Source organism: Chloracidobacterium sp., from assembly GCA_016715795.1.
GTDB lineage: Bacteria > Acidobacteriota > Blastocatellia > Pyrinomonadales > Pyrinomonadaceae > OLB17.
This window is the reverse complement of the sequence record JADJXP010000002.1, coordinates 88838-110213: the sequence shown is the minus strand read 5'-3', so window position 1 is coordinate 110213 and position 21376 is coordinate 88838. Positions and strand designations below refer to the sequence as shown.

The 21376-nt window shown below is 57.0% G+C and carries 19 protein-coding genes and 1 pseudogene; 11 read left to right on the top strand and 9 right to left on the bottom strand.

Features of this window, described 5'->3' with window-relative positions; genetic code table 11:
• Nucleotides 1-11 precede the first annotated feature (11 nt).
• On the top strand, nt 12-1172 hold the full coding sequence (locus IPM59_05460) for a PQQ-dependent sugar dehydrogenase (GenBank protein ID MBK9215034.1): 1161 nt from the start codon (nt 12-14) through the stop codon (nt 1170-1172).
• Here the strand turns inward: IPM59_05460 and IPM59_05455 are convergent.
• Both IPM59_05455 and IPM59_05450 read right to left on the bottom strand, forming a co-directional pair.
• Complete coding sequence (locus IPM59_05455; GenBank protein ID MBK9215033.1) at nt 1169-1762, bottom strand: zinc ribbon domain-containing protein; 594 nt, start codon at nt 1760-1762, stop codon at nt 1169-1171. The genes IPM59_05460 and IPM59_05455 overlap by 4 nt on opposite strands.
• A gap of 40 nt (nt 1763-1802) precedes the next feature.
• Nucleotides 1803-2669: a polyphosphate kinase 2 family protein gene (locus tag IPM59_05450; GenBank protein MBK9215032.1), complete on the bottom strand. Its 867-nt coding sequence runs from the start codon at nt 2667-2669 to the stop codon at nt 1803-1805.
• 102 nt (nt 2670-2771) lie between these two features.
• On the opposite strand from IPM59_05450, the pseudogene IPM59_05445 reads away from it, so the two are divergent.
• Nucleotides 2772-3944: pseudogene (locus IPM59_05445) on the top strand (glucose/sorbosone dehydrogenase).
• Nucleotides 3945-4082: 138 nt separating this feature from the next.
• Here IPM59_05445 and IPM59_05440 read toward each other — a convergent pair.
• The 3 genes from IPM59_05440 to IPM59_05430 all read right to left on the bottom strand — a co-directional run bounded on the left by IPM59_05440 (nt 4083) and on the right by IPM59_05430 (nt 7267).
• Nucleotides 4083-4787, bottom strand: a complete 705-nt coding sequence (locus IPM59_05440; GenBank protein ID MBK9215031.1) for a tetratricopeptide repeat protein — start codon at nt 4785-4787, stop codon at nt 4083-4085.
• A 213-nt stretch (nt 4788-5000) separates the two neighbouring features.
• Nucleotides 5001-6707: a serine/threonine protein kinase gene (locus IPM59_05435; protein ID MBK9215030.1), complete on the bottom strand. Its 1707-nt coding sequence runs from the start codon at nt 6705-6707 to the stop codon at nt 5001-5003.
• Between the two features lie 2 nt (nt 6708-6709).
• Entirely contained in the window at nt 6710-7267 is a 558-nt protein-coding gene (locus IPM59_05430) for a sigma-70 family RNA polymerase sigma factor (protein MBK9215029.1), read from the bottom strand.
• 134 nt (nt 7268-7401) lie between these two features.
• Here IPM59_05430 and IPM59_05425 point away from each other — a divergent pair, with 134 nt between their 5' ends.
• From IPM59_05425 to IPM59_05410, 4 genes are all read left to right on the top strand, one after another.
• Nucleotides 7402-9801 (top strand): FG-GAP repeat protein, encoded by a 2400-nt coding sequence (locus tag IPM59_05425; protein ID MBK9215028.1) that lies wholly within the window; start codon nt 7402-7404, stop codon nt 9799-9801.
• A gap of 80 nt (nt 9802-9881) precedes the next feature.
• The gene (bshA, locus tag IPM59_05420) at nt 9882-11033 is read left to right on the top strand and encodes an N-acetyl-alpha-D-glucosaminyl L-malate synthase BshA (GenBank protein MBK9215027.1); all 1152 of its coding nucleotides are present in this window, start codon (nt 9882-9884) and stop codon (nt 11031-11033) included.
• A gap of 33 nt (nt 11034-11066) precedes the next feature.
• Nucleotides 11067-12092 (top strand): abhydrolase domain-containing 18, encoded by a 1026-nt coding sequence (locus tag IPM59_05415; GenBank protein MBK9215026.1) that lies wholly within the window; start codon nt 11067-11069, stop codon nt 12090-12092.
• A gap of 48 nt (nt 12093-12140) precedes the next feature.
• Nucleotides 12141-13070: a Fic family protein gene (locus IPM59_05410; GenBank protein MBK9215025.1), complete on the top strand. Its 930-nt coding sequence runs from the start codon at nt 12141-12143 to the stop codon at nt 13068-13070.
• Here the strand turns inward: IPM59_05410 and IPM59_05405 are convergent.
• Together IPM59_05405 and IPM59_05400 are read right to left on the bottom strand one after the other, a co-directional pair.
• Entirely contained in the window at nt 13052-13252 is a 201-nt protein-coding gene (locus IPM59_05405; GenBank protein ID MBK9215024.1) for an energy transducer TonB, read from the bottom strand. The two genes, IPM59_05410 and IPM59_05405, sit on opposite strands and share 19 nt — an antisense overlap.
• Nucleotides 13253-13326: 74 nt before the next feature.
• Nucleotides 13327-13701, bottom strand: coding sequence for an energy transducer TonB (locus IPM59_05400; GenBank protein MBK9215023.1), 375 nt, complete (start codon nt 13699-13701; stop codon nt 13327-13329).
• 79 nt (nt 13702-13780) lie between these two features.
• Between IPM59_05400 and IPM59_05395 the strand changes: the two genes are divergently transcribed.
• The 4 genes from IPM59_05395 to IPM59_05380 all read left to right on the top strand — a co-directional run bounded on the left by IPM59_05395 (nt 13781) and on the right by IPM59_05380 (nt 19681).
• Nucleotides 13781-14731, top strand: coding sequence for a sigma-70 family RNA polymerase sigma factor (locus tag IPM59_05395; GenBank protein ID MBK9215022.1), 951 nt, complete (start codon nt 13781-13783; stop codon nt 14729-14731).
• 55 nt (nt 14732-14786) lie between these two features.
• On the top strand, nt 14787-15905 hold the full coding sequence (locus IPM59_05390; protein ID MBK9215021.1) for a hypothetical protein: 1119 nt from the start codon (nt 14787-14789) through the stop codon (nt 15903-15905).
• Between the two features lie 139 nt (nt 15906-16044).
• On the top strand, nt 16045-17751 hold the full coding sequence (locus IPM59_05385; GenBank protein MBK9215020.1) for a DNA/RNA non-specific endonuclease: 1707 nt from the start codon (nt 16045-16047) through the stop codon (nt 17749-17751).
• A 16-nt stretch (nt 17752-17767) separates the two neighbouring features.
• Nucleotides 17768-19681: a hypothetical protein gene (locus tag IPM59_05380; GenBank protein ID MBK9215019.1), complete on the top strand. Its 1914-nt coding sequence runs from the start codon at nt 17768-17770 to the stop codon at nt 19679-19681.
• On the opposite strand, the gene IPM59_05375 is transcribed toward IPM59_05380, so the two are convergent.
• Nucleotides 19678-20058 (bottom strand): holo-ACP synthase, encoded by a 381-nt coding sequence (locus tag IPM59_05375; GenBank protein ID MBK9215018.1) that lies wholly within the window; start codon nt 20056-20058, stop codon nt 19678-19680. The genes IPM59_05380 and IPM59_05375 overlap by 4 nt on opposite strands.
• Between IPM59_05375 and pgeF the strand changes: the two genes are divergently transcribed.
• The gene (gene pgeF, locus IPM59_05370) at nt 20045-20905 is read left to right on the top strand and encodes a peptidoglycan editing factor PgeF (protein ID MBK9215017.1); all 861 of its coding nucleotides are present in this window, start codon (nt 20045-20047) and stop codon (nt 20903-20905) included. The genes IPM59_05375 and pgeF overlap by 14 nt on opposite strands.
• On the opposite strand, the gene IPM59_05365 is transcribed toward pgeF, so the two are convergent.
• Nucleotides 20902-21375: a hypothetical protein gene (locus IPM59_05365; protein MBK9215016.1), complete on the bottom strand. Its 474-nt coding sequence runs from the start codon at nt 21373-21375 to the stop codon at nt 20902-20904. The two genes, pgeF and IPM59_05365, sit on opposite strands and share 4 nt — an antisense overlap.
• Between the last annotated feature and the right edge of the window lies 1 nt (nt 21376).

Genomic DNA, 21376 nt, shown 5'->3' with positions numbered 1-21376 from the left:
AAGAATCTGAGATGGAGCGAAAGGGGATGGAGTTCTTATTTCTTCTGCTGACAGCTTGGTTCACGGCGTGTTCACCTGACGGAGCTCCGGAGAACAAGCTGGTCACTACCGTTGATGGCGTCCAATTTCGCGTCGAGGCCGTCGCGACCGGGCTCGAAGTGCCCTGGGGCTTTGCCTGGCTGCCGACGGGTGAAATGCTGGTCACGGAGCGGCCCGGACGCGTGAGGATAGTTGAGAAGGGTAAATTGCGGGCCGAACCTGTTTTCGTTGTACCGGACGTCGAGCCTTCGAGCGAAAGCGGGCTAATGGACATCTCGCTGCATTCGAATTTTAGCCACAACAACTTTGTCTATCTCGCCTATTCGTATAACAAGGACGGCAAACGCGTTAAGGTGATGCGTTATGTACTGAAGGACGGCAAATTCACCGAGCCGAAGGTCATCATCGAGGATATTCCCGGAGCGCCGAACCATGCGGGAATGCGGGCTCGTTTCGGACCGGATAAGAAACTGTATGTCACAACAGGTGATGCGACCGATTGGAACGCTGCGCAAAAGTTGGATACGCTTGTGGGCAAGACGCTCAGGCTGAATGACGACGGGACCGTTCCGCAGGACAATCCATTCATCAAACGTGAGGGTGCACGGCCCGAGATATGGAGCTACGGCCACCGAAATGCTCAAGGACTAGCCTGGCAGCCGGGCAGCGGGCTGATGTTCCAGACCGAGCACGGGCCGAGCACATTCGAAGGCAAGGGCTCAGGCGGCGACGAGGTCAACATCGTCGAACGCGCCTCCAATCTCGGCTGGCCCGAGATCCACCACACGGAAAAACGCGAGGGAATGGTTTCGCCGCTGCTCGAATACTCACCAGCGTGTGCACCGGCAAGCGGCACGTTCTACAACGGGATGCAGTTCCCGATATTCAAGGGCAATTTCTTTTTCGGCTGCCTCCGCGGCGCACGCATCATTCGCGTCATCCTGGACGGCCGCAAGGTCGTGCGTCAGGAGGACCTGCTGTCGGGTTCCTTTGGCCGAATTCGTGAGATCGCTGAAGGGCCCGACGGCTTTATCTATTTCGCAACATCCAATCGGGACGGTCGCGGGACGGCCGCCAAGGACGATGACCGCATCATGCGATTGGTCCTGGAGCCGAGAAGACCGGAGGATTAGGTCTTATCTCTTCCTTTTAGATGTTTGGTCGTATGCTCGGTCACGGACGAAAACAGGTCGCGGGCCGGCGGGGCCGGTATTTGCAAGTCGTTCGCTCCGATATCAAGGCCCTTGAGGATCTCAGTATCGGTCTGCGCCTCGGCGGCACCGTGTCGCGGAACGGTGAGAAATATCCCGTTCAGAATGAACCCCAGGCCTATAAAGAACGCTACGAGACCCAGCCCCGCAAGAAAGAGCAGGTCCTCCTGGCCTTTCACGATACTCACAAATGACATTGCGATCGCGGCGCCGAGGCCGATCGACGCCAGGATCGTGCCGATCCGCATGCGCCTGAGACGCCTTTCGGCCGGCGATTCGAGAAATTTCTCTATCTGGGGCAGCACCTCTTCGGTGACTGTCGACAACTCGGCAGCCGAACGGATCTCGCGAATGCGAGCGGCAACAGCAGCCCCGATCTCATTGCGGGCCGTCGCCGCTGACACCGTAATGGTGTCAGTGACCGCCGCTCTCACACCGCGCAGATCGGCTCCGCACGAGCGGCAAAACTGGTTCGCCGAAAGATCTTCAACTCCACAACCGGGGCAGAACATAGCTACTAGGAAATACGCGGCTTTCCGGCCAAGGTTCCCGCTACTCGCCTTCCAGCAACACCTTCGCCTCGGCAAGCTCGACCTTGTGGCTGTCGGAGACGACCGGATAATGCAGGTCTAAGGATTCGAGTTTTTGCACTATCACCTCAGACACCGCGAGACGTGTGAACCACTTCTTGTCCGCCGGAACGACGTACCATGGGGCATGCTCCGTCGAGGTTGCCTGGATCGCTTCGGTGTAGGCGTGCATATATTTGTCCCAATGTGCCCTCTCTTTGACATCGCCCATTGAGAATTTCCAGTTCTTGTCCGGCTCAGCGATCCTGTCGAGGAAACGCTGCTTCTGCTCGGCTTTCGAGACGTTCAGAAAGAACTTGAGAACGTGCACGCCGTTCTCGGCGAGATGTTGTTCCCAGTCACGAATATGGACGAACCGCCTGGTCCAGAAGTCGGGCGCATCCTGCACCTCCGGCGGCAAGCGCTGTGCACCCAGGTATTCGGGATGCACGCGGACAACTAGCACCTCTTCGTAATGCGACCGATTAAAGATGCCGATCATTCCCTTGCCGGGCAGGGCCTTCTGACAACGCCAGAGAAAATCGTGATCCAGTTCCTCGGCCGATGGCTGTTTGAATGAGACCACATGGCAGCCCTGCGGATTGACGCCAGACATAACGTGCTCGATCGCCCCATCCTTGCCCGCTGCGTCCATCGCCTGAAAGACGATCAGCAGCGAATACACATCCTGCGCGTAAAGCACGTCCTGCAGCTCGCGAAGCCGCTTGACGTTCTTCGCAAGGTCTTTCACCGCCGCATCTTTGTCTGTATAATCGCCGGTGAAATCGGTTGCATGTTCACGAAGGTCGAGTTTTGCGCCCTCTTTGGCGCGAAAGCTATCGATGTTCATAAGAAATAATCCGAAATAAGTGATAGGTGAAAAGTGCGAAGTCATAAGTTCTGACTTCTCACTTTTCACCTTCCACTTATACCTTATTCCGAGGGTAATAACATGAAAAAGCTCATTCTTCTGCTGATGCTCGCGATGTCGGTTGCCGTGGCCGCTCAGCAGCGGCTTGTCCCGAACAAGGTCACGCTCAAGAGCGGCAAGACATTTAAGCTCAATGTCGCCGAGGGCTTTGAGATCATACCGGCCTTGGAAGGGCTAAAGCGTGTCCGCTTCTTTGCAAAGGCACCCGACGGCCGCATCTTTGTTACGGATATGTACAACCTGACGGACAACAAGCGCGGAACCGTCTATATACTCGACGGCTGGGACGGCGCAAAGGGCACGTTTGCACGGGCGATCCCATATATGACCAATTTGCGTAATCCAAACAGCTGTCAGTTTTACCGCGATGCAAACGGGCAGGACTGGTTCTATCTCGCCGAGACGCATCAGTTGACGCGGCGAAAGTTCACGCGCGGCGAGACCAAGCCGACAGATAATCAGCCACAGGTTCTTGCGACCTTTCCCGATTACGGCCTGAGCTACAAATACGGCGGTTGGCATCTGACGCGCACGATCTCATTCTCGCACGGCGGTAAGCTCTATGTCTCGGTCGGCTCATCCTGCAACGCCTGCGTCGAAAAAGAAAAGGTTCGCGCGAGCATTGTCGAGATGAATCCTGACGGTTCGGACCAGCGCGAGCTGGCTCGCGGACTCCGCAATGCCGTCGGCCTGCGCGCTATCGGCAACAACGTATTTGCCACCAATCAGGGCTCAGATCATCTCGGCCTGCAGAAACCGGACGAGACCTTTTACGCGCTAAAGGACGGAGCCGATTACGGTTGGCCGTATTGCCATTCGTCGAACGGCAAGATATTTGCCGACCCCAAGTTCAAACGGCCCGGCCAATGTAAGGATGTGCCCGCGCCGTACGCCTATTTCCCCGCTCGCTCGTCGGCGTTAGGCTTTGATTTTTTTGACGAGGCGGACGCGCTGTTCGGCAAATTCGGTGTGTTCCTTGTAGCACTTCACGGCTCGACAAACAAGTCCATCGGCCACGGCTATCAGGTCGTCGCGATGCGAAAGGACGAACTCCTGCAGCCCGTCATCACTGGCTTTCTGACCGGGAGTACCGTCCACGGCCGACCGTGCGATGTCCTGCGGCTCGATGCGAATTCGTTCCTGCTTACCGATGATTTTTCGGGGATCGTCTATCTTGTCCGGCGAAAAGGAACAACGACAAACATCGCACACAACACCGAGAACGTCACCGAACCTCTCGCACAGCAGTCGTCACCTACGGATTCATCGCCAAGGGCGTGCCTCTCAATGGTCGTGTGTCTGGCTGCCGCATTGCTGCGCAGGGTGGCCTGATCAGGCTGTGAATTTCTCGACGGCGGCACGCATTTCTTCGAGGAATTCGAGGTCGTATTCCGAAAGGATGTTCTGCTGCGCCTGCATCTCGAGCATTAGATCGAGAGCTCGGCGGTAGTTCTCACCGGCCGATCGCAGTGCGTTTCTGAACTTCGCCGGATTGGCCTCATACAGCTTGCCGACCTCACCATATGCTGTTGCGAGGTTATTCTTTGTTCGCTTGTCGTTCGGGAACTGCCCGTTGACCGCCACATAGATCGCGACGGCCTGTTTGAATGTGTCAAGCGCAGGCGCGAGTTGACCCATCTTCTTCTTGGTATTAGCAAGCCTGAGAAGCGATGCGGCAAGGTCGGCTTTTAGGCGTCCGTTGCGAGTTTCGGTTTCGATAATCACCTGGTAGAGACGGCTTGATTCTTCGAGGTGTGCAAGGGCCTCGGCGGGGCGGCCGATGTTGTTCGCGGCCTGGCCGAGGTGCGAAAGCGATTTCGCAAGCCGTTGTTTTGCACGGATATCGGAAGCATCTCTAGCCACCGCGTCACGCGCCATTCGTGCCGCCTTTTCCTGAAAACGATAGAACCTCGGGTTGTCGATCTCCTCGTTGATATTGCCCGCCAACCAGTACGTCAGCCACATCGCATCCTGCGTAACGCCATCTTCAGGCGATTCAGCGGCCAAGCGTTCGAGCGTCTCAACGGCCCGCGTCATCTCGCTCTCGGCCTGTTCCTGCTTCGATTCCCAGGAAAGCGAATATGCCTTTTGCGCGTAGCAGGTCCCTAGCAGTCGACGTGATTCGGGCGAATTGCGCGGTTCGAGAATAGCAATGGCCGAGTCGTAGAACGGTATGGCCTTACCGTATGCACTCAGACTCGTCTGCCCGACGCCGGCGTCGTAGTTTGTCTGCGCGAGCGAGAATGCAACCTAGTCTGAATTGTCGCGAGCAAGCAATTCTTCGAGCATCTGACGCGCTGCGAGCATATGCGATTGCTCGCCGTCGTAATCGTTTGTCTCTGCCAGCACGCGCCCAAGCAGGCGATGGTTCTCGGCTGTTCGCCAGCGCAAATCGTTGTCGTTCGGAGTCTCATTGAGAATTGCCTTTCGTATCGCCAAAGCTTTTTCATAGCTGCCGATCGCATCGGCCAACATGATGAAGTTCGGGTTCGCCGGATTGCCTTGCAGGTCGCCGATCTTTTGATATGCGGAGGCAAGCTCGGCCTGTAATTGCAGGTCGTTCTGTGATTGCGAAGCGAGACTGTCGAGGTATTCAACGGCCCGTTTTAGAATGATCTCGCGTGCGGCAAGCGAGCCGGGCAGCGATTCGATCTCGGGTGCGATCTCGAAAAGGAGCGAATTCGACAGCCGCCGCACGTCATTGAACCGCTGTTCGGCAAGGTCGCGCTCTCGCCGAGCAACATTGTATTGCCACAGCGTGACGACGAGGCCGAGTATCAATGCGATGAGCACTGCCGCCGCCGCTGAGACCGCTATTCTATTGCGACGAAAGAACTTAGCGGCACGATAAGTGATTGTGGCGGGCCGTGCCGAAACGGGCCGCCCGGCGAGGTAACGCTCAATATCATTCGTCAGCTCATCGACCGATGAATAACGCTGCGTCTCGTCCTTCTGAATTGCTTTGAGAACGATGTTGTCGAGATCCCCCTTGAGAGTCGGGCCTCGGTCACCGCCGAACTCCCCAAGGTCGCTCGGCCTCGGCGGTTCGCTGTCGGACATCGTCCTGATGATCTCGTCGAGGCTGCGGCCGTCAAAATCATAAGGCTTCCGGCCCGTCAGTAGTTCGAACAGGACAACGCCGAGCGAATAGACATCGCTGCGCGTCGTCACATGCTTGCCGAGAAACTGCTCAGGGCTGGCATATGCGGGTGTGAACGCGCGGTTCACGGTCGCCGTCGTTTCAGCCTCAAAAATGTTCTGATCGACGATCTTTGCCAGGCCAAAATCGAGCAGTTTTGGCTCGCCGTTCGCGGTGACAAGAATGTTGCCGGGCTTGATGTCACGGTGGACGACGAGGTTCTGGTGAGCATAGCTGACCGCCGAGCAGATACGCGTGAACAACCGCAATCGAGCCGTGACATCGAGGCCCGCGTTGTCGCAAGATTCGATCAGCGACCGGCCCTCGACGTATTCCATCGCGAGGAATGGCTCGCCGTCGTCGGACACGCCGCCGTCGATCAGCTTTGCGATGTTGGGATGATTCAGGTCGGCGAGTATCTGCCGCTCGCGCCGAAAACGCCGCTCCGTCTCGGCGTCGATGATCGTATTTCGGATGACCTTGAGGGCGATCTGCTGGTCAAACTCGCCATCCGACCGCTTGGCGAGAAACACGGTGCCCATCCCGCCCGCCCCAAGCTCGCTAATGATCTCAAAATGCCCGAATTGCCGTCCGGCGTATTTCTCTCTGTCGCCCTTTATCGCCGCCGTCAGATCGACGGCGTTGCGTTCAAAACTGTCGTCCGCCTCGTCGTGCTCGGCCAGCAGCGACTCGACCTCTGAGCGCAATTCCGCGTCGCCTCCGCACGCCTCATCGAGAAAAGCCACACGCCCGTCCGGCGCGAGTTCGCCCGCCTCGACGAATATCTCTTTGACACGTTCCCAGTCAGAGCGGCCCATAACTAACGTTTCAGTTCGCGCCGAAGCCATGCCTTTGCAAACGCCCACTCGCGCTTGACGGTGCGTTCCGAGATTCCCAGCACATGCCCGGCCTCGACATTCGAGAGCCCGCCAAAGAAGCGCATCTCCACTATCCTCGCCTGTCGCGCATCGGCCTTCGCTAATTCCTGAAGCGCTTCTTCCAGCCGGAGCACGTCGATCTCGGTACTCTCGGCCAGCCTGTCGGCCTCGGAAAGCAAGACACGTTCGCCGCCATAGCGCCGCTGAGAGCCCTTGCCGCGGGCGTGATCGATAAGGATATGCCGCATCACTTGCGCCGCGACGGCAAAGAAGTGTGCGCGGTTCTGCCAACTGACATTGTCCCAGTTCACGAGCCGCATATACGCCTCGTGCACCAGCGCTGTCGGCTGCAGCGTGTGGCCTGAGCGTTCGTTCTTGAAGTACGCACCGGCCAACCGCCTGAGATCGTCATAAACGATCTCCAACAGGCGCTCGGGCGCGCTTTCATCACCGGCACCTATTTTGCCGAGTATGTCAGTGACATCCGATCGCTCGTTCATCGCTCCTTACAGGTTTTCACTGATTATACACGGCATTTCGGCTGACAACCTTTTTTTTCTTGCAACGCATGTCCCTTTCCCGCACCTGCCATCGCCTTATCGGTCGAAGGAAACATTCCTGCGGAGGCAAAACAATGAAGAGCAATACCGAGTCAAAACGACTCTCGACAATATTCAAGAACATTGCGGGCGGGCTCATGATCACGGCAATGACCGCGATCGTCGCGGCAGCACAGTTCACATACAACGGCGACTACGACCGCACGTTCGGAGCAACGAACGGATACACGACCGATCCCGGAGACATCGTTCCCGAACTGACGGGCGAGGTCACTCAGCTCTATACGGCCCAGCTGCTGCCGGACGGCTCGATCATCGCGGGCGGCCGCATGTATCAGGGCTCATCGCCCGATTTCTTCTATGTAAAGAAATACACGCCGGGCGGAGCAGTTGATACGAGCTTTGGCACCGGCGGCATCGCGATCGTCAACTTCTTCCAAAGGACGGCCGGCAGCCACTTTGACCCGGCGAACGGCCTGTCGGTCGAGCTGCCATCGAAGCTCGCCGTCCAGCCCGACGGCAAGATACTGATCGGCGGTCAGTGCATAGTCGATGCCCCGCCTGGACTTAACGGATTTGGGACGGATGCCTGTCTGATCCGCCTCAATGCGAATGGCTCCGTGGACACGACATTTGGCAACAATCTTGTAATTACGGCACAGGTCGGCGGGGTCAATCAGCAACAATGGCTGATCGGTCAGGGGCGAATGCTGTTCCAGACGGGCGCGATCGGTGACGGCGCTGTTTTTGGCACGGGCGGCACCATCAATGACATTGTCATCGAGCCGGACGGGCAGATACTTCTCGCAGGCCAGACACGTGACTATTTCTCGACCTTCTCCGTCCGCGGCTGGAGCGGATTTCTAATCCGGCTCAATCCCAACGGCACGCCCGACCAGAACTTTGGCGTAAACGGCGTCGCACGTTACGTCGGCTCGGCCGCCGGGAGCGGATCGAATCCTTGCTGGACCGAACGCCGTCTCGTCGGCCTGACGCTGCTGGAGGACGGCAAGATCCTCGGCCTCGGCAGCGACGGCGACAACGACACAACTGGCGGGCAATGCCTGCTGCGTTCAAAATTCGCCGTCACCCGCTGGTCGGCAAACGGCATCCTCGAGACGAATCAAACACTGTCACATGCTAACATCAGCGGCTTTGGCGCCAATTCGAGTTACACTGCGAAAGTGGTCGGCGGCGGCAAGGTGCTCATCTCGGGCTCGAACGCCGACAAGGCCGTGCTCGGGCGATTTCATCTCAGCACCCTGACGCCCGACACGTCGTTCTCGAACAACGGCTTTACCGAGTACCTGACGCCGCCCACGGCATCAGCACAGCGGCCGTTGTTCCTGATCGATGCGATCATGCCCAACGGCAAGATCGTCGGCCGTGATAACTATCATCCTTACAGCGTTCTGCGATTCAATCCAGACGGCTCGGCCGACCAGTCATTTGGCAACGAGAGTTGGAACGACGCGCTCGGCGAGCGTGGCCGCAGCGGCCCGATGGCCCTGTTTCCGAATGGGCAAACGCGCAATTACGTCATCGGTGCCACTCTCTTGAGGCCGAATGGCCGCCTAAACTTCGTCGGTTATGGCGACCCGTGCAACATTGGCCCGTTCCCCTGCTGGGGCATCGTTACGCAGCAGAATACGACGAGCGTCAGCGGCATTCAGGCCGATTTTACGAATGACGGCAAGGCCGAGATTGCGGTCTATCGCCCGGCCGATGGCATGTGGTATCAGCAGAATTCGTCCTCAAACGCCTTCTCGGCCGAGAATTGGGGACTTGCCGCTGACCGGCTCGCACCCGCCGATTTCAACGGCGACGGCAAGACCGACATCGCCGTTTTCCGAAACGGCGCGTGGTACATCAAGCAGAGCGGCACCGGCACGCTGCGGACCGAGTTCTTCGGAACTGCGGGCGACCTGCCGAGGCCGGGCGACTTTGACGGCGACGGCCGCGCCGACATAGCCGTGTTCCGGCCATCGAATGGCACATGGTATGCGATCCGCAGTCGCGACGGACAGTTCACCCAAAACCAGTTCGGCGCAAATGGCGACGCACCGCTGCTCGGCGATTTCGATGCCGACGGCAAGTCGGACATCACGGTGTTTCGCAACGGAACATGGTATCAACTCCTCTCGACCGTCGGGCTTCGCATCCTGCAGTTCGGCGTCGCGGGCGACGTTCCCGTGCCCGGCGATTACGACGGCGACAGCAGGGCCGATCTCGCTGTGTTCCGCAACGGAACGTGGTACATCCTGAAGACCACGAACGGCGCCGCCCGCATCGAGCAATGGGGCATTGCCGGCGACCGGCCGACACCCGCGGATTACGACAATGACGGGCGTACCGACATTTCAGTCTTTCGCAACGGCACATGGTGGACCGTCAGAAGCGGCGACGGCGGCGTTTCGTCCTCGCAGTTCGGCACGGCGGGCGATATGCCGGTCCCGGCCGCATATCTTCCATAGATTGGTTTCCGAAAAAACACTTGCGGGGCGGTTCACCGCCCTGCTTTTCTTTTGTAACAATATCTGTTACGATTTGCGCTATGAATATCGGCATCACGGTCTATCCGACTTACGGCGGGAGCGGCATTGTGGGCTCTGAGTTGGGTCGTGATCTGGCCGATCGCGGGCATAACGTGCATTTCATCTCGTCGGTGATGCCGATGCGGCTAAGCGAACCGCATGAGCGAATTCACTTTCACGAGGTCGAGATGATGTCGTATCCGCTCTTTGAGCACCAGCCGTACGACCTTGCTCTCGCGACCAAAATGGCAACCGTCGCCCGCGCCGAAAAGCTCGATCTGCTGCACGTTCACTACGCGATACCGCATTCGATCTCAGCGATACTCGCCCGCGAATCGATCAAGGAGAAACGCTATGTGCCCGTCATTACAACGCTGCACGGCACTGACATCACGCTGGTCGGCGCTGACAGGTCGTATCTGCCGATCACTCGCTACGGCCTGCAGCAATCTGACGGCGTGACGGCCGTCTCGAAGTTTCTCAAGCAGGCGACGATCGAGACATTCGATTTTGACGACATCGAGGTGATACCGAATTTTATCTGCCAGAACCATTACAAGCGGCTGGATGATTCGCCGCTGAGGAATGAACTGGCACCCAACGGTGAACGCCTGCTCGTACACGTCTCAAACTTTCGTGCCGTCAAGCGCCCCGTCGATTGCGTCGAGATCCTCGCAATTGTTCGTGGGAACGGCGTCAACGCCCGGTTGATAATGGTCGGCGACGGCCCAGAGTTGTCGGCCGTTCGGTATCGGGGCGAGCAGCTTGGCATGAACGGCAATGTGGTTTACGTCGGTAAACAGGCAAACATTGCGGACTATATGGGCATCGCGGACGTATTTCTGCTGCCGTCCGAACTAGAATCCTTCGGCCTTGCCGCCCTCGAAGCCCAGGCCTGCGAAGCACCGGTCGTGGCGACCCGCATCGGCGGCATTCCCGAGGTCGTGGCCGACGGCGAAAGCGGTTATCTCAGCAACGTCGGCGACGTAGAAAAAATGTCCGCCGACACGCTCAAATTGCTAAATGACGAGGAATTACGCCGCAGCTTCGGCGCCCACGGCCGCGACCTCGCCGTCCAGCGATATTCCACCTCAAAGATCATCCCGCAATACATCGCCTACTACGAAAAGGTCGTGAATAGCGCTCAGCTGTCAGCCGTCACCAGTCGGTAGATGCTCTCGCTGATGCTGACCGCTGATTGCTGAATGCTGCAAAGATACATGCACAACCTCGAACGCGACCACGCGATGCGCGATGACAATCGCGTAGTGCACCCGTTCGGCTGGGGTACGGAATTTATCGGCGAACACGCGAGTGGCGACGAGCCGAAAGAGGTATTTAGCGAGTATTCGAGGCAATCGGTCGTGAACAGCGACGAGTTCTTCTTTCTTCCTGAAATTTCAAATTTTAAATCTCAAATTTCAAATTCCGGCGAACAAGTAACCTGGACCAGCGGCATCGAGACGCCCTCACCCGAGAACAACACTGTCTATGCGCACTATTTTCCAAACCCAAGAGGCAACAAGACCGCCGTCCTCATCCTGCCGCACTGGAACGCAAAGACCGGCACGTATTTTGACCTCGCCAAGATCTTTAACCGCGTCGGCATCTCGGCCCTGCGGATGACGATGCCGTATCACGAGAACCGCAATCCGCCCGAGTGCGAGCGTGCCGATTACCTCGTCGCCCCGAACGTCGGCCGCACGCTGCAATCGCTGCGGCAGGCCGTGGTCGATGCGCGCTCCGCCGTTAGTTGGCTAAAACAGCAGGGCTACGAAAAGATCGGCGTCCTGGGCACCAGCATTGGCTCGTGCGTGGGCTTTTTTGTGTTCGTTCACGATATGCGGATCGATGCGGGCGTGTTTAACCACGTATCCGGCTACCCGGCGGACGTCGTCTGGCACGGCATTACGACGTATCACGTCAAAGAGGGCCTCGAGGGCAATCTCACGCTCGATGAGCTTCGCGAATACTGGCTGCCCATCTCGCCGATGAGCTATATCGAGAAACTCGCCGCCCAAACGCCCCGTCCGCAGCGATACATCTACGGCCTCTACGACCTCAGCTTCCCCGTCAACCTGTCACGCGACATCATGGCCGAACTCCGTCGCCACAACATCAACCACAGCGAGGTCCGCATCCCATGCGGCCACTACACCCTCGGCGAAAAACCATTCGTCTGGTACGACGGCTGGAAGATCGTGTCGTTCCTGCGTAAGCACCTGAAATAACTACTTGCAGCAGAATATCGGATAACTCTATAATAGACCCTATCCGATATGCCACAAGATATCCGTAAACGCATCGCAGAAAAGAAGGCAGCCTTGGCAGGTCTTCGGCCATTGCCCAAGGTTGCCCTTGAGCGTCTGCGTCAGGACCTTTCGGTCGAATGGACTTACAATTCGAACGCGATCGAAGGCAATACCGTTTCACTACGCGAGACGCGCCTGGTGATCGAACAGGGCCTGACCATTAGCGGAAAGACGCTGCGCGAGCATTTTGAGATAAACAACCATCAACGAGCGATAGAGTTTGTCGAATCCATCGCGAAACGGCGAACGCCGATAACCGAAGCAGAGACACTCGAAATTCATCGGCTTATATTGGACAATGTCGAGATAGAATTCGCCGGACGATATCGAACAGGCCGCGTCAGGATATTGGGCGCCAACTTTGTGCCGCCAAACCATCTGAAAGTTCGCGATCTCATCAGTGAACTTCTTAGCCAAATATCCAAAAGAACAAGCAAACCTGACATCATCGGCCTCGCCGCATATTTTCATCATCGATTCGTTTGGATCCACCCGTTCTACGACGGCAATGGCCGCACCGCAAGACTGTTGATGAATTTGCTGCTGATGAGAAACGGCTTCCCGCCCGCGATCATTCTGGTCAACGACCGAAAGAAGTACTATCGGGCACTGGACGCTGCAAACAACGGTAACCTTCAGCCATTCGAGCTCGTAGTCGCCCAAGCCGTCGAACGCTCGCTGGACATCTACCTCGAAGCCGCAGGCTACCGGCCCGAAGACGAGTACATATTGTTGTCGGAACTTGCGAAGAAATTCGACCTGTCACAAGAATATTTGAGCCTGCTGGCACGCAGCGGAAAGATTGATGCTTACAAACCGTCGCGGAATTGGCTCGCGACGGAAAAGGCTATACGGGATTATTTAAATCTGGTAGCCTTTCAGCGATTGAAAGAATAGACGATAGTCGTTCTAAATATTACAGGCTTATTTCCAAGCAAAAATGGTGCAAACTTGGCTTGTTGCGCCGCCCTTATTGCTGCCATACGTAAAAGAGGATGGCCCGACACGGCCCTGGCCGACTGAACATTTCCAACGTCATCGATCAACACCTCGACATTCACCTTTCCAGAGGCATTCACATGCCCCGCCGCGTCCGGATATTGCGGTTTCGGCAGCGAGATAGCGCGTTGACTGCACACTCCACAGCTAACTATCAAAGTCTTTCTCTCGGCCTCTTCCCGCACCCCTTCGACGGTGGAAAGTTATATACAACCAAACCTGTTCGTTCCATAGGCGGAGCGTGCCCATGAGACCTGAACCTAGCTTGTTTCGCGGCGGCGACCGCCGCGCCTCGGAAGAACTGATTACCTGAAATGGCCTCTGCGTCTTTGACACGACCGTCCTTCGAGATAAGCACCTTTACGCTGACTTGTCCGCGAGCACAAGCATCCAGCGGCACGCTTGGGTAGGCGGGTTTCGGCAGCGATGTGGCAGAATCGTTCATGATCCAAACGTAGGGAATAGTCTGCTGCCCCAACGCCGGCATGAAACCAGTCGTCATAACCGCGAGAAGAACCCAGATCTTCATAGCTTATGAATTAGACCCCAAACAACTATGTTTGTTCCAGCTTACATCCAATCGGTGCTAAAATCTTCTCGCCTGACGGATGAGTCCTGTCGCTGACAAATTTCACCAGACCATCGACGAAGAGGTCGCGCATTTGATCTCGCGTGCGGAGAATGCTCGCGGGATGACGGCCGACCGCGTGAGGCCGCGTGTCGATGCGGCGCTTGAGAAATATCTTTTCGCGGCGGACGCAAAGCCGGAACATGCTGAGATCAAAGAATTTATCGACGAGATACGTTCTGACGATCTTTGTTTGATATTGGCGTGCGAAGGCGGTGACGAGCAGGCTTGGGAGGATCTGGTCGCGAATTTTGATTCGACGGTAAAGTCTGCCGCGCGAAAGATCTCGTCAAACTCCGAGGATGCCGAGGACCTGGCGTCGTCGATCTGGGCCGAGCTTTACGGGCTGCGGACCGACGCCGAGGGAAATAAAAAGAGCAAGCTCGCGTATTATTCCGGCCGCGGTTCGCTCGCCGGCTGGCTGCGGGCGGTCGTATCGCAGCTTGCGGTCGATCATTATCGTAAGGTCTCGAAATTCGTCCAGATCGAGGAAGACCGTGAATTCGAGAATCTCGCGGCCGAGGCCGCCGGGAACGATAATCACCATTTCACATCGCACGTAGTAAATCCCGAGGACGAACTGACCGACACCCTCGGACAGGCCGACGTGACCGAGGCGTTAGCGGCAACGGTCGCTTCGCTCGATGCCGAAGACCGGCTGATAATGAAGCTATACTATTTTGACGACCTGAAATTAAAGGACATCGCCGCGACCTTCGGCTATCACGAAGCCACCGCCAGCCGTAAGCTCACGCGCGTGCAGGCCGACATTCGAAAAGGCGTCGAAAAGCGGTTGAAGAACAAACACGGCTGGACCGACAATGAGGTAAAAAAATACCTCAGCGACACTGCCGCCGGCCTCGGGCTGAATCTGGAGACGATGTTCGCGGCGATCGCGTTACTTGTCCTGGTGCAAGATTTTTGGCTCTAGCCGTTCTTTAGATGGCAAATCCTCAGTGTTCTCTGTGAACTCTGTGGCTTAGAAGATGGAACTGGAATTCGACAAAGAAATTGACGCTATCCTGCGAAAAACGCGGGCCGACGCCGCTTCGAGCATGATGCCTTCGGGCGTCCATCTCGACGCCGACGCCGTGGCGGCATTTGTCGAAAATACCCTGCCCGACAAGGCTAAACATTTGTATATAGAGCACTTTGCCGACTGCGGCCCGTGCCGAAAGCTGCTCACTCAGAGCATCCTGATCAACCAGACAGCGGCCACGACGGCCGCAGGTGCGGCCGAAGTTCTTGATGCGGTCAACGTCATACCCTGGTACAGCCGGTTTTTCCGCGCACCGAGCCTTGCCCTTGTAATGGGTGCTATGGTGATCGCGTTTAGCGGCGTGCTTGGCTATCTCGTCCTGCAGAACCGCGAATCGCAGAATGCGACGGTTTCACAGGTAGCCAACCGACCGATCGTGAACAGCCCTTATTCGACCAGTGGCTCCGCAGCATCGGACGCAGCGAATGCAACGGCTGCAAATACAAGCGCCAACACGTCGGAGCCTGCCCCGATGGACGCTCCGCCGCGGGGGATCGCAAATTCAGGGACGGGGCCGTCCGTATCCGGCGACGGCGTTATCGATGATCGTTTTGCAGGTGCCCAACCGGAAGCTCCGCGAGCGGCAGACAAGCCCCTCGATCTTGTGACCAGCGAATCAAAACCGCCGCCGCCGGCCGCAGCGCCACGCGAACAGCCCGCAGCCGTTGGTGGCCTAACGCGCGAAGAGGCAGCGAGTGAGCGTAAGGACGAAGACGCCAGCCTCGCCAAGGGAAAGGCCGCGGCTCTCGATAGCGGCCGCCGGGACATGCCTGCCGCACCCGCGAAGTCCGGCCCGGCACGTGCCTCAGGACCTGTTCAGATGCAGTCGAATCAGGTAAACGCGCAGACGTTCGAGATGGCGGTCAGTCGCAAGGTAGGCGGCCGGACGTTCGAGAACAGGAACGGTGCCTGGTATGACAGCAAATACACCGGGCAGGCGACGACCAACATCCGCCGAGGCACCGACGAATTCACGAAACTCGACAGCGGCCTTCGCAAGATCGCCAAGGAACTCAATGGTGTCGTAGTGGTCCTCTGGAAGGAAAAGGCCTATCGCATCAATTAGCCTTTGGTACACGCCCATTCGATTTCGGTCGGCCTTAGAGCCGATCCTTTGCGTTTTGCGTCGTAATTGTGTCATCGATTTTACCTTCCGTTTGTGAGAAACTAAAGTTTTCGCTGGTACTTTTGAGGACGCAATTTAGATGAAGAAATTATTGCTTTTATTGGTCGTCTCCATCGCCGGATCGAGTTTCTCGGAACGCAGGGCGGCCGCCGACGGCGGACAGCCTGAGATGCCATCGCCGCATCTCGTTATCAGTCAGTTTCAGGGCGGCGGTTCAGTCGCGGAGGACGAATTTGTAGAGATACACAATACAAGTTCGAGTCCCGTAGATCTCAACGGTTATCGGCTGATTTACCGGTCCGCGAACGGCTCTAATGATGTAACCAACCCGTTCGCCGCATGGACATCGAGCACGATCATCCCGCCCGGAGGCTTCTACCTTGTTGCATCAACAAGCTATGACGGCTCAGTGCCCGCCAATCTGACCTACAGCCCGACCGCATGCTCGTGCTCTATGAGCGCAACGAATGGCGGCCTCGCAATACGCAACGGCCCGAACAACACAGGTGCGATCATAGACTCCGTCGGTTGGGGAACCGTTACGAACGGCTTTAATGAGGGCACGGCTACGACCGCGCCCGGCCTTAACAACAGCCAGGCCCGTAAGCAGAACGGTTGTCAGGATACTGACAACAATCTGGCTGATTTTGAGAATCTCGTCCCGTCGGCCCCGCGAAACGCTTCTTCACCTGCGTCGATCTGCAGCGGATCAGGCACGAACCTCTTTGCAGCGATGTCGGCAAACCCGACGAGTGTAGCTCCGCCGGGAACGACTTTGCTAACCGTTACGGTCATTCCCGCGACCACGCCGCCCAGCACGAACATTACCGTAACTGCGAATCTCATCAACATCGGCGGCCCAACCTCGCAGCCTTTCTTCGACGACGGCACTCATGGCGATGTGACCGCCGGCGACAATATTTTTTCTTATCTCGCGACTGTGCCTCTCGGCACGCCGGGCGGCACGGCTTCGATCACCGGTGTCGCACAGGATGGCCAGGGCCGAACGGCAAATGTCGGCACTAATCTGACGATCAACGCTGCCCCGCCCGGCGAAGACCCGCTTCTGCTCGGCAATCCGTCAGGAGCTACCAGTGAGATCGCCAACGAGAACAACTATCTGATGATCAAGCCGGCATACGCCTTGTCATACAACCGGTCTAAGAACACACCAAACTGGACGGCGTGGCGACTCGATCAAAGCTGGATCGGTACGGCAAACAACGGCAGTTTTGCCCCCGACACGACGCTGCCGGCCGGCTGGTATCAGGTATTGCCGGAGGACTACTCAGAGCCGGTCTATGATCGAGGCCATATGTGCCCGTCGGGTGATCGCACGAACACACAGACCAATAACAACTACACGTTCCTGATGACCAACATCATCCCGCAGCTTCCCGCAAATAATCAGGGACCGTGGGTTGACCTTGAGAACTATTGCCGCACGCTTGCGAGCCAGGGTAACGAGATCTATATCTTTAGCGGCGGTTACGGCCAGCACACGACCATCGGCTCGACGCCGCAAAACCGCATTGTCGTGCCGACGCTTACGTGGAAGGTCGTCCTCGTTCTGCCCATCGGCAATAACGACCTCGCACGCGCTTCGGCCAAGAACACAAGGGCCTTCGGCGTGATCATGTCGAATGTCTCGATCAGCCAGAGCGCACCATGGCGTAATTTCCGCACGACGGTGGACGCGGTGGAATATCTGACCGGCTTCGATTTCTTCAACCAGATCCCGAAGAACACACAGGAAATAATAGAAAGGCGACGCGACCGCCTCTAAATACATCTGAAAGATCATGAAATTGAGGATCATCATCGGCGCCCTTCTGGTACTGACGGGCGCCGCTCCACTCTTGGCTCAACGAGAATATCCGATCTCGGGCATTCAGGGCAGTAAGAATTATTCGTCTCGCGAACGTGAGATCGTAAAAACGTCGGGCGTGGTAACGGCACGTACGAGGACGGGCTTCTTTATCCAGACACCTGACGATAAGGTAGACGGCGACCCGATGACATCCGAGGGCATCCTCGTCTATACGCGCGACGAGCCCGGCGGCGAGGCCGCTGTCGGCAATATGGTCGTCGTCTCGGGCCAGGTGCAGGAGTTCAAGCCTCGCTCCGAGCCCAACACGCTGCCGATCACCGAGATATCGATGCAGCGAGGGCGAGATGTCGTGCAGGTCCTCTCAAAAGACAATCCGCTGCCAAAAGCGATAGTGCTCAACATCGATAACTTTAAGATCAACTCGATAGATCAACTCGAGAAGTACGAAGGCATGCGCGTGACCGTTCCGGAGCTGACCGTTAGTGCGCCGACCGACGGTCGAGTCGATAATAAGAACAATCGAAGCGAATCGAACGGCGTCTTTTATGGCGTGCTCAAGGGCATTCCAACGCCATTTCGCGAACCCGGCTACGAGCTCTATGACTTCCTCTTCCTGAACGAGAAAGAACAGGCTGAGTTCAAGAAGGCATATCCGAAGATGCGTTTTTTTGATGGCAATCCGGAACGCCTCCGTGTCGAGTCGTCTGCACAGCTTGGCTCACAGCCGATCAATGTCGCCGCCAACACTGAGCTAAAGAATGTGACGGGTGTATTGCATTACGCCTATCGGACATGGTCCGTCCTCATTGATGCGGCGACGCGGCCCTCAATGGCGAGTGTGCCGAAGCACGTCAACCTGCCGGCCGCCGGTGAGCGACAGTTCACTGTCGCGGGCATGAACCTCGAGAACTTCTTCGATGACGAGGACGACCCGGCGATCAAAGAGGACATCGTCACGACCGAATCATTCAATGCGAGGATGAAAAAGATCTCGGCGGCCATTCGCGGGGTCATGCAGTCACCTGATGTGATCGGCATCGTCGAATCTGAGAATCTGTCTGCCCTAAAGCGCCTCGCCGCAAGGATCAACGCCGATACGATCGCCGGCGGCAAGCCCGACCCGAAATATGAGGCGTACCTCATTGAGGGCAATGACGGCCGCGGCATCGATAACGGCTTTCTCGTCAAGTCTTCGCGGATCAAGGTCGTGGACGTCAAACAATACGGCAAGGATGAAAAGTTCAAGAACGCTAATACAAAAGAGGACAACTTCCTTAACGATCGGCCGCCGCTGGCCCTAAGAGCTGCCATAAATGATGTGAAGACCGACGGCACGTTCGAGTTTACCGTTGTAGTGAATCATCTGAAATCGTTCCTTGGCTACAGTGACCCTAAACAGCAGGACAACGTCAGATTGAAGAAACGCCTTCAGGCTGAATTTCTTGCCAAATGGGTTCAAGAGCGGCAGAAGGCCAATTCGGTGGAACGTATTATTCTGATAGGTGATTTTAACGCCTATCAGTTCAATGACGGCATCGTGGATGTCATCGGCGCGATCAAGGGCTCGCCAGCGGCTAAGGATGCCGTGCTTAATCCGTCAGAGGACCTTGTAGAACCTAACATGACCGACCTCGTAGACCTGATAGCGGCCGATCAGCGATATTCATATCGTTTTGACGGAAATGGGCAGGTATTGGATCACATGATCATTACCGAGTCGCTGATGCCGTATGCTCAGGGCTTTGGTTATGCACGCGTAAATGCAGATTTTCCTGAGAGTTATCGTAGCGAGGACAGACCCGAACGCTACTCGGACCATGACCCTGCGATCGCCTATTTTAACCTTGATGCGAGGCCGGCCGCGACGGCAACGCCGAAGCCCTAGTTGCGTTCGAGAATGACCTCGGCAACGGCGTGTTCGGTCGTGTGGGCGAGCGATATGTGTATATGCGTTGCCCCAAGCTCATTCAACAGGCGACGGGCCTCGCCGGTGACGTTGAGTGTTGGGACGCCATTCGCGTCGGGGACGACCTCGATCTCGCGCCATGCGACCTTGCCCCGCCAGCCGGTCTTCAGGGCTTTGAGAAATGCTTCTTTCGCAGCAAAGCGAGTAGCAAATGACTGGGCAGCCGCCGCACCTTTTGCCTCGCAGTATGCGCGCTCAGAGGGAGTAAAAACGCGATCTACAAATCGCGGTGTGCGGCTGACAGTATCGCGAATGCGATAGACCTCAATAATGTCGATACCGATGGAAACGATCATACCCGAATCGCACGTCGATGATTCACAGACTTTAGCAGATTCGGGATTCTTCTGGCGAGAGGCCGGCGGCATTAAGGTCCTCGTCAGCCGGGCTCTCGAATCTGCGGGCTTTGTCAATGGTTTCTCCACCCGGCACGGAGGCGTTTCAGCCTTTCCTGAGAACAGCCTCAACCTTTCCGGTTTTGACGACGACACCGAAGAGAATATTCTCGAGAACCGTCGCCGGTTCCTGGCGGTATTCCCCGGTAAATATTCGCTTGCCCTGGCTTTGCAGGTCCATGGCGTCGATATTCGCGTCGTTACCACGAAAAAGGACATTGGCGATTCCGAGATCAATGCCGACGCAGTGATGTCCAGCCTCAACAATGTCCTTGCCGCCGCGAAGACAGCAGATTGCGTTCCCGTGCTGATCGGCGACACGGCGTCCGGAGCATATGCCGCCGTTCATGCAGGCTGGCGAGGTACGGCGCAGTTGATAGTCAAGATCGCTATCGATAGGATGCGCGAGCTTTACGGCTCACAGCCTGCTGACCTGGCCTGTGCTATCGGCCCTGCGGCCTGTGGCCGCACCTACGAGGTCGGGCCGGAGGTGGTCGATGTATTTGTCCGGAGCGTTAATGACTGGAGCCGATATTTCACACCGACCCGCAAGGGCCACGCGCTCGTAGATCTGCATGCCTGCAATCGCGATCAACTCATTAGCTCAGGGGTCAGGGCAAACAGCATCTCGATCGCCCCCTTTTGCACGATCGAACGAAGCGACCTGTTCTTCTCTTACCGACGAGAAAAGGGCGATTTCGGCCGGACCGGCCGCCTGCTGTCGGTGATCGGGCGCGGCGACGGCTAGATCACGCGAGCCGTCAATGTGATCTGCTTTGTCTTTGACGGATAACAGATCTCGTCGGTACACGATTGGGAACGGACGGTCACATTCACTCGGACAGTCCGGCCGCGATACGTCGCAGGCACCGTCACATTGAATCCAAATGACACGCGTCCCTCATAAACATTAATGGGGTGTTCCGAAAAGCTGAATTTACGGTTTCGGCCTCGCGGATAGCTAACCGGGCCTAAACGAACCCCGCCGCTGCTGCTCACCCTCACATTCGTCGGGACTGAATATTCGCTATTCGGGCGGTAGGAGTTCACATGCAGGCCGCTGGGAATGCTAAGTGTGACCGTTCCGCGCACGGTCTTACCACGCTCGGCTGTTCCGTTGGCAATTGAACCTCCAACGCTCTGGGCCTGGGCCGCAATACAGCCGAATAGGATCACGGCAGCGGCTGCGACCATTGACATCGTGTATGTAATTCTCATC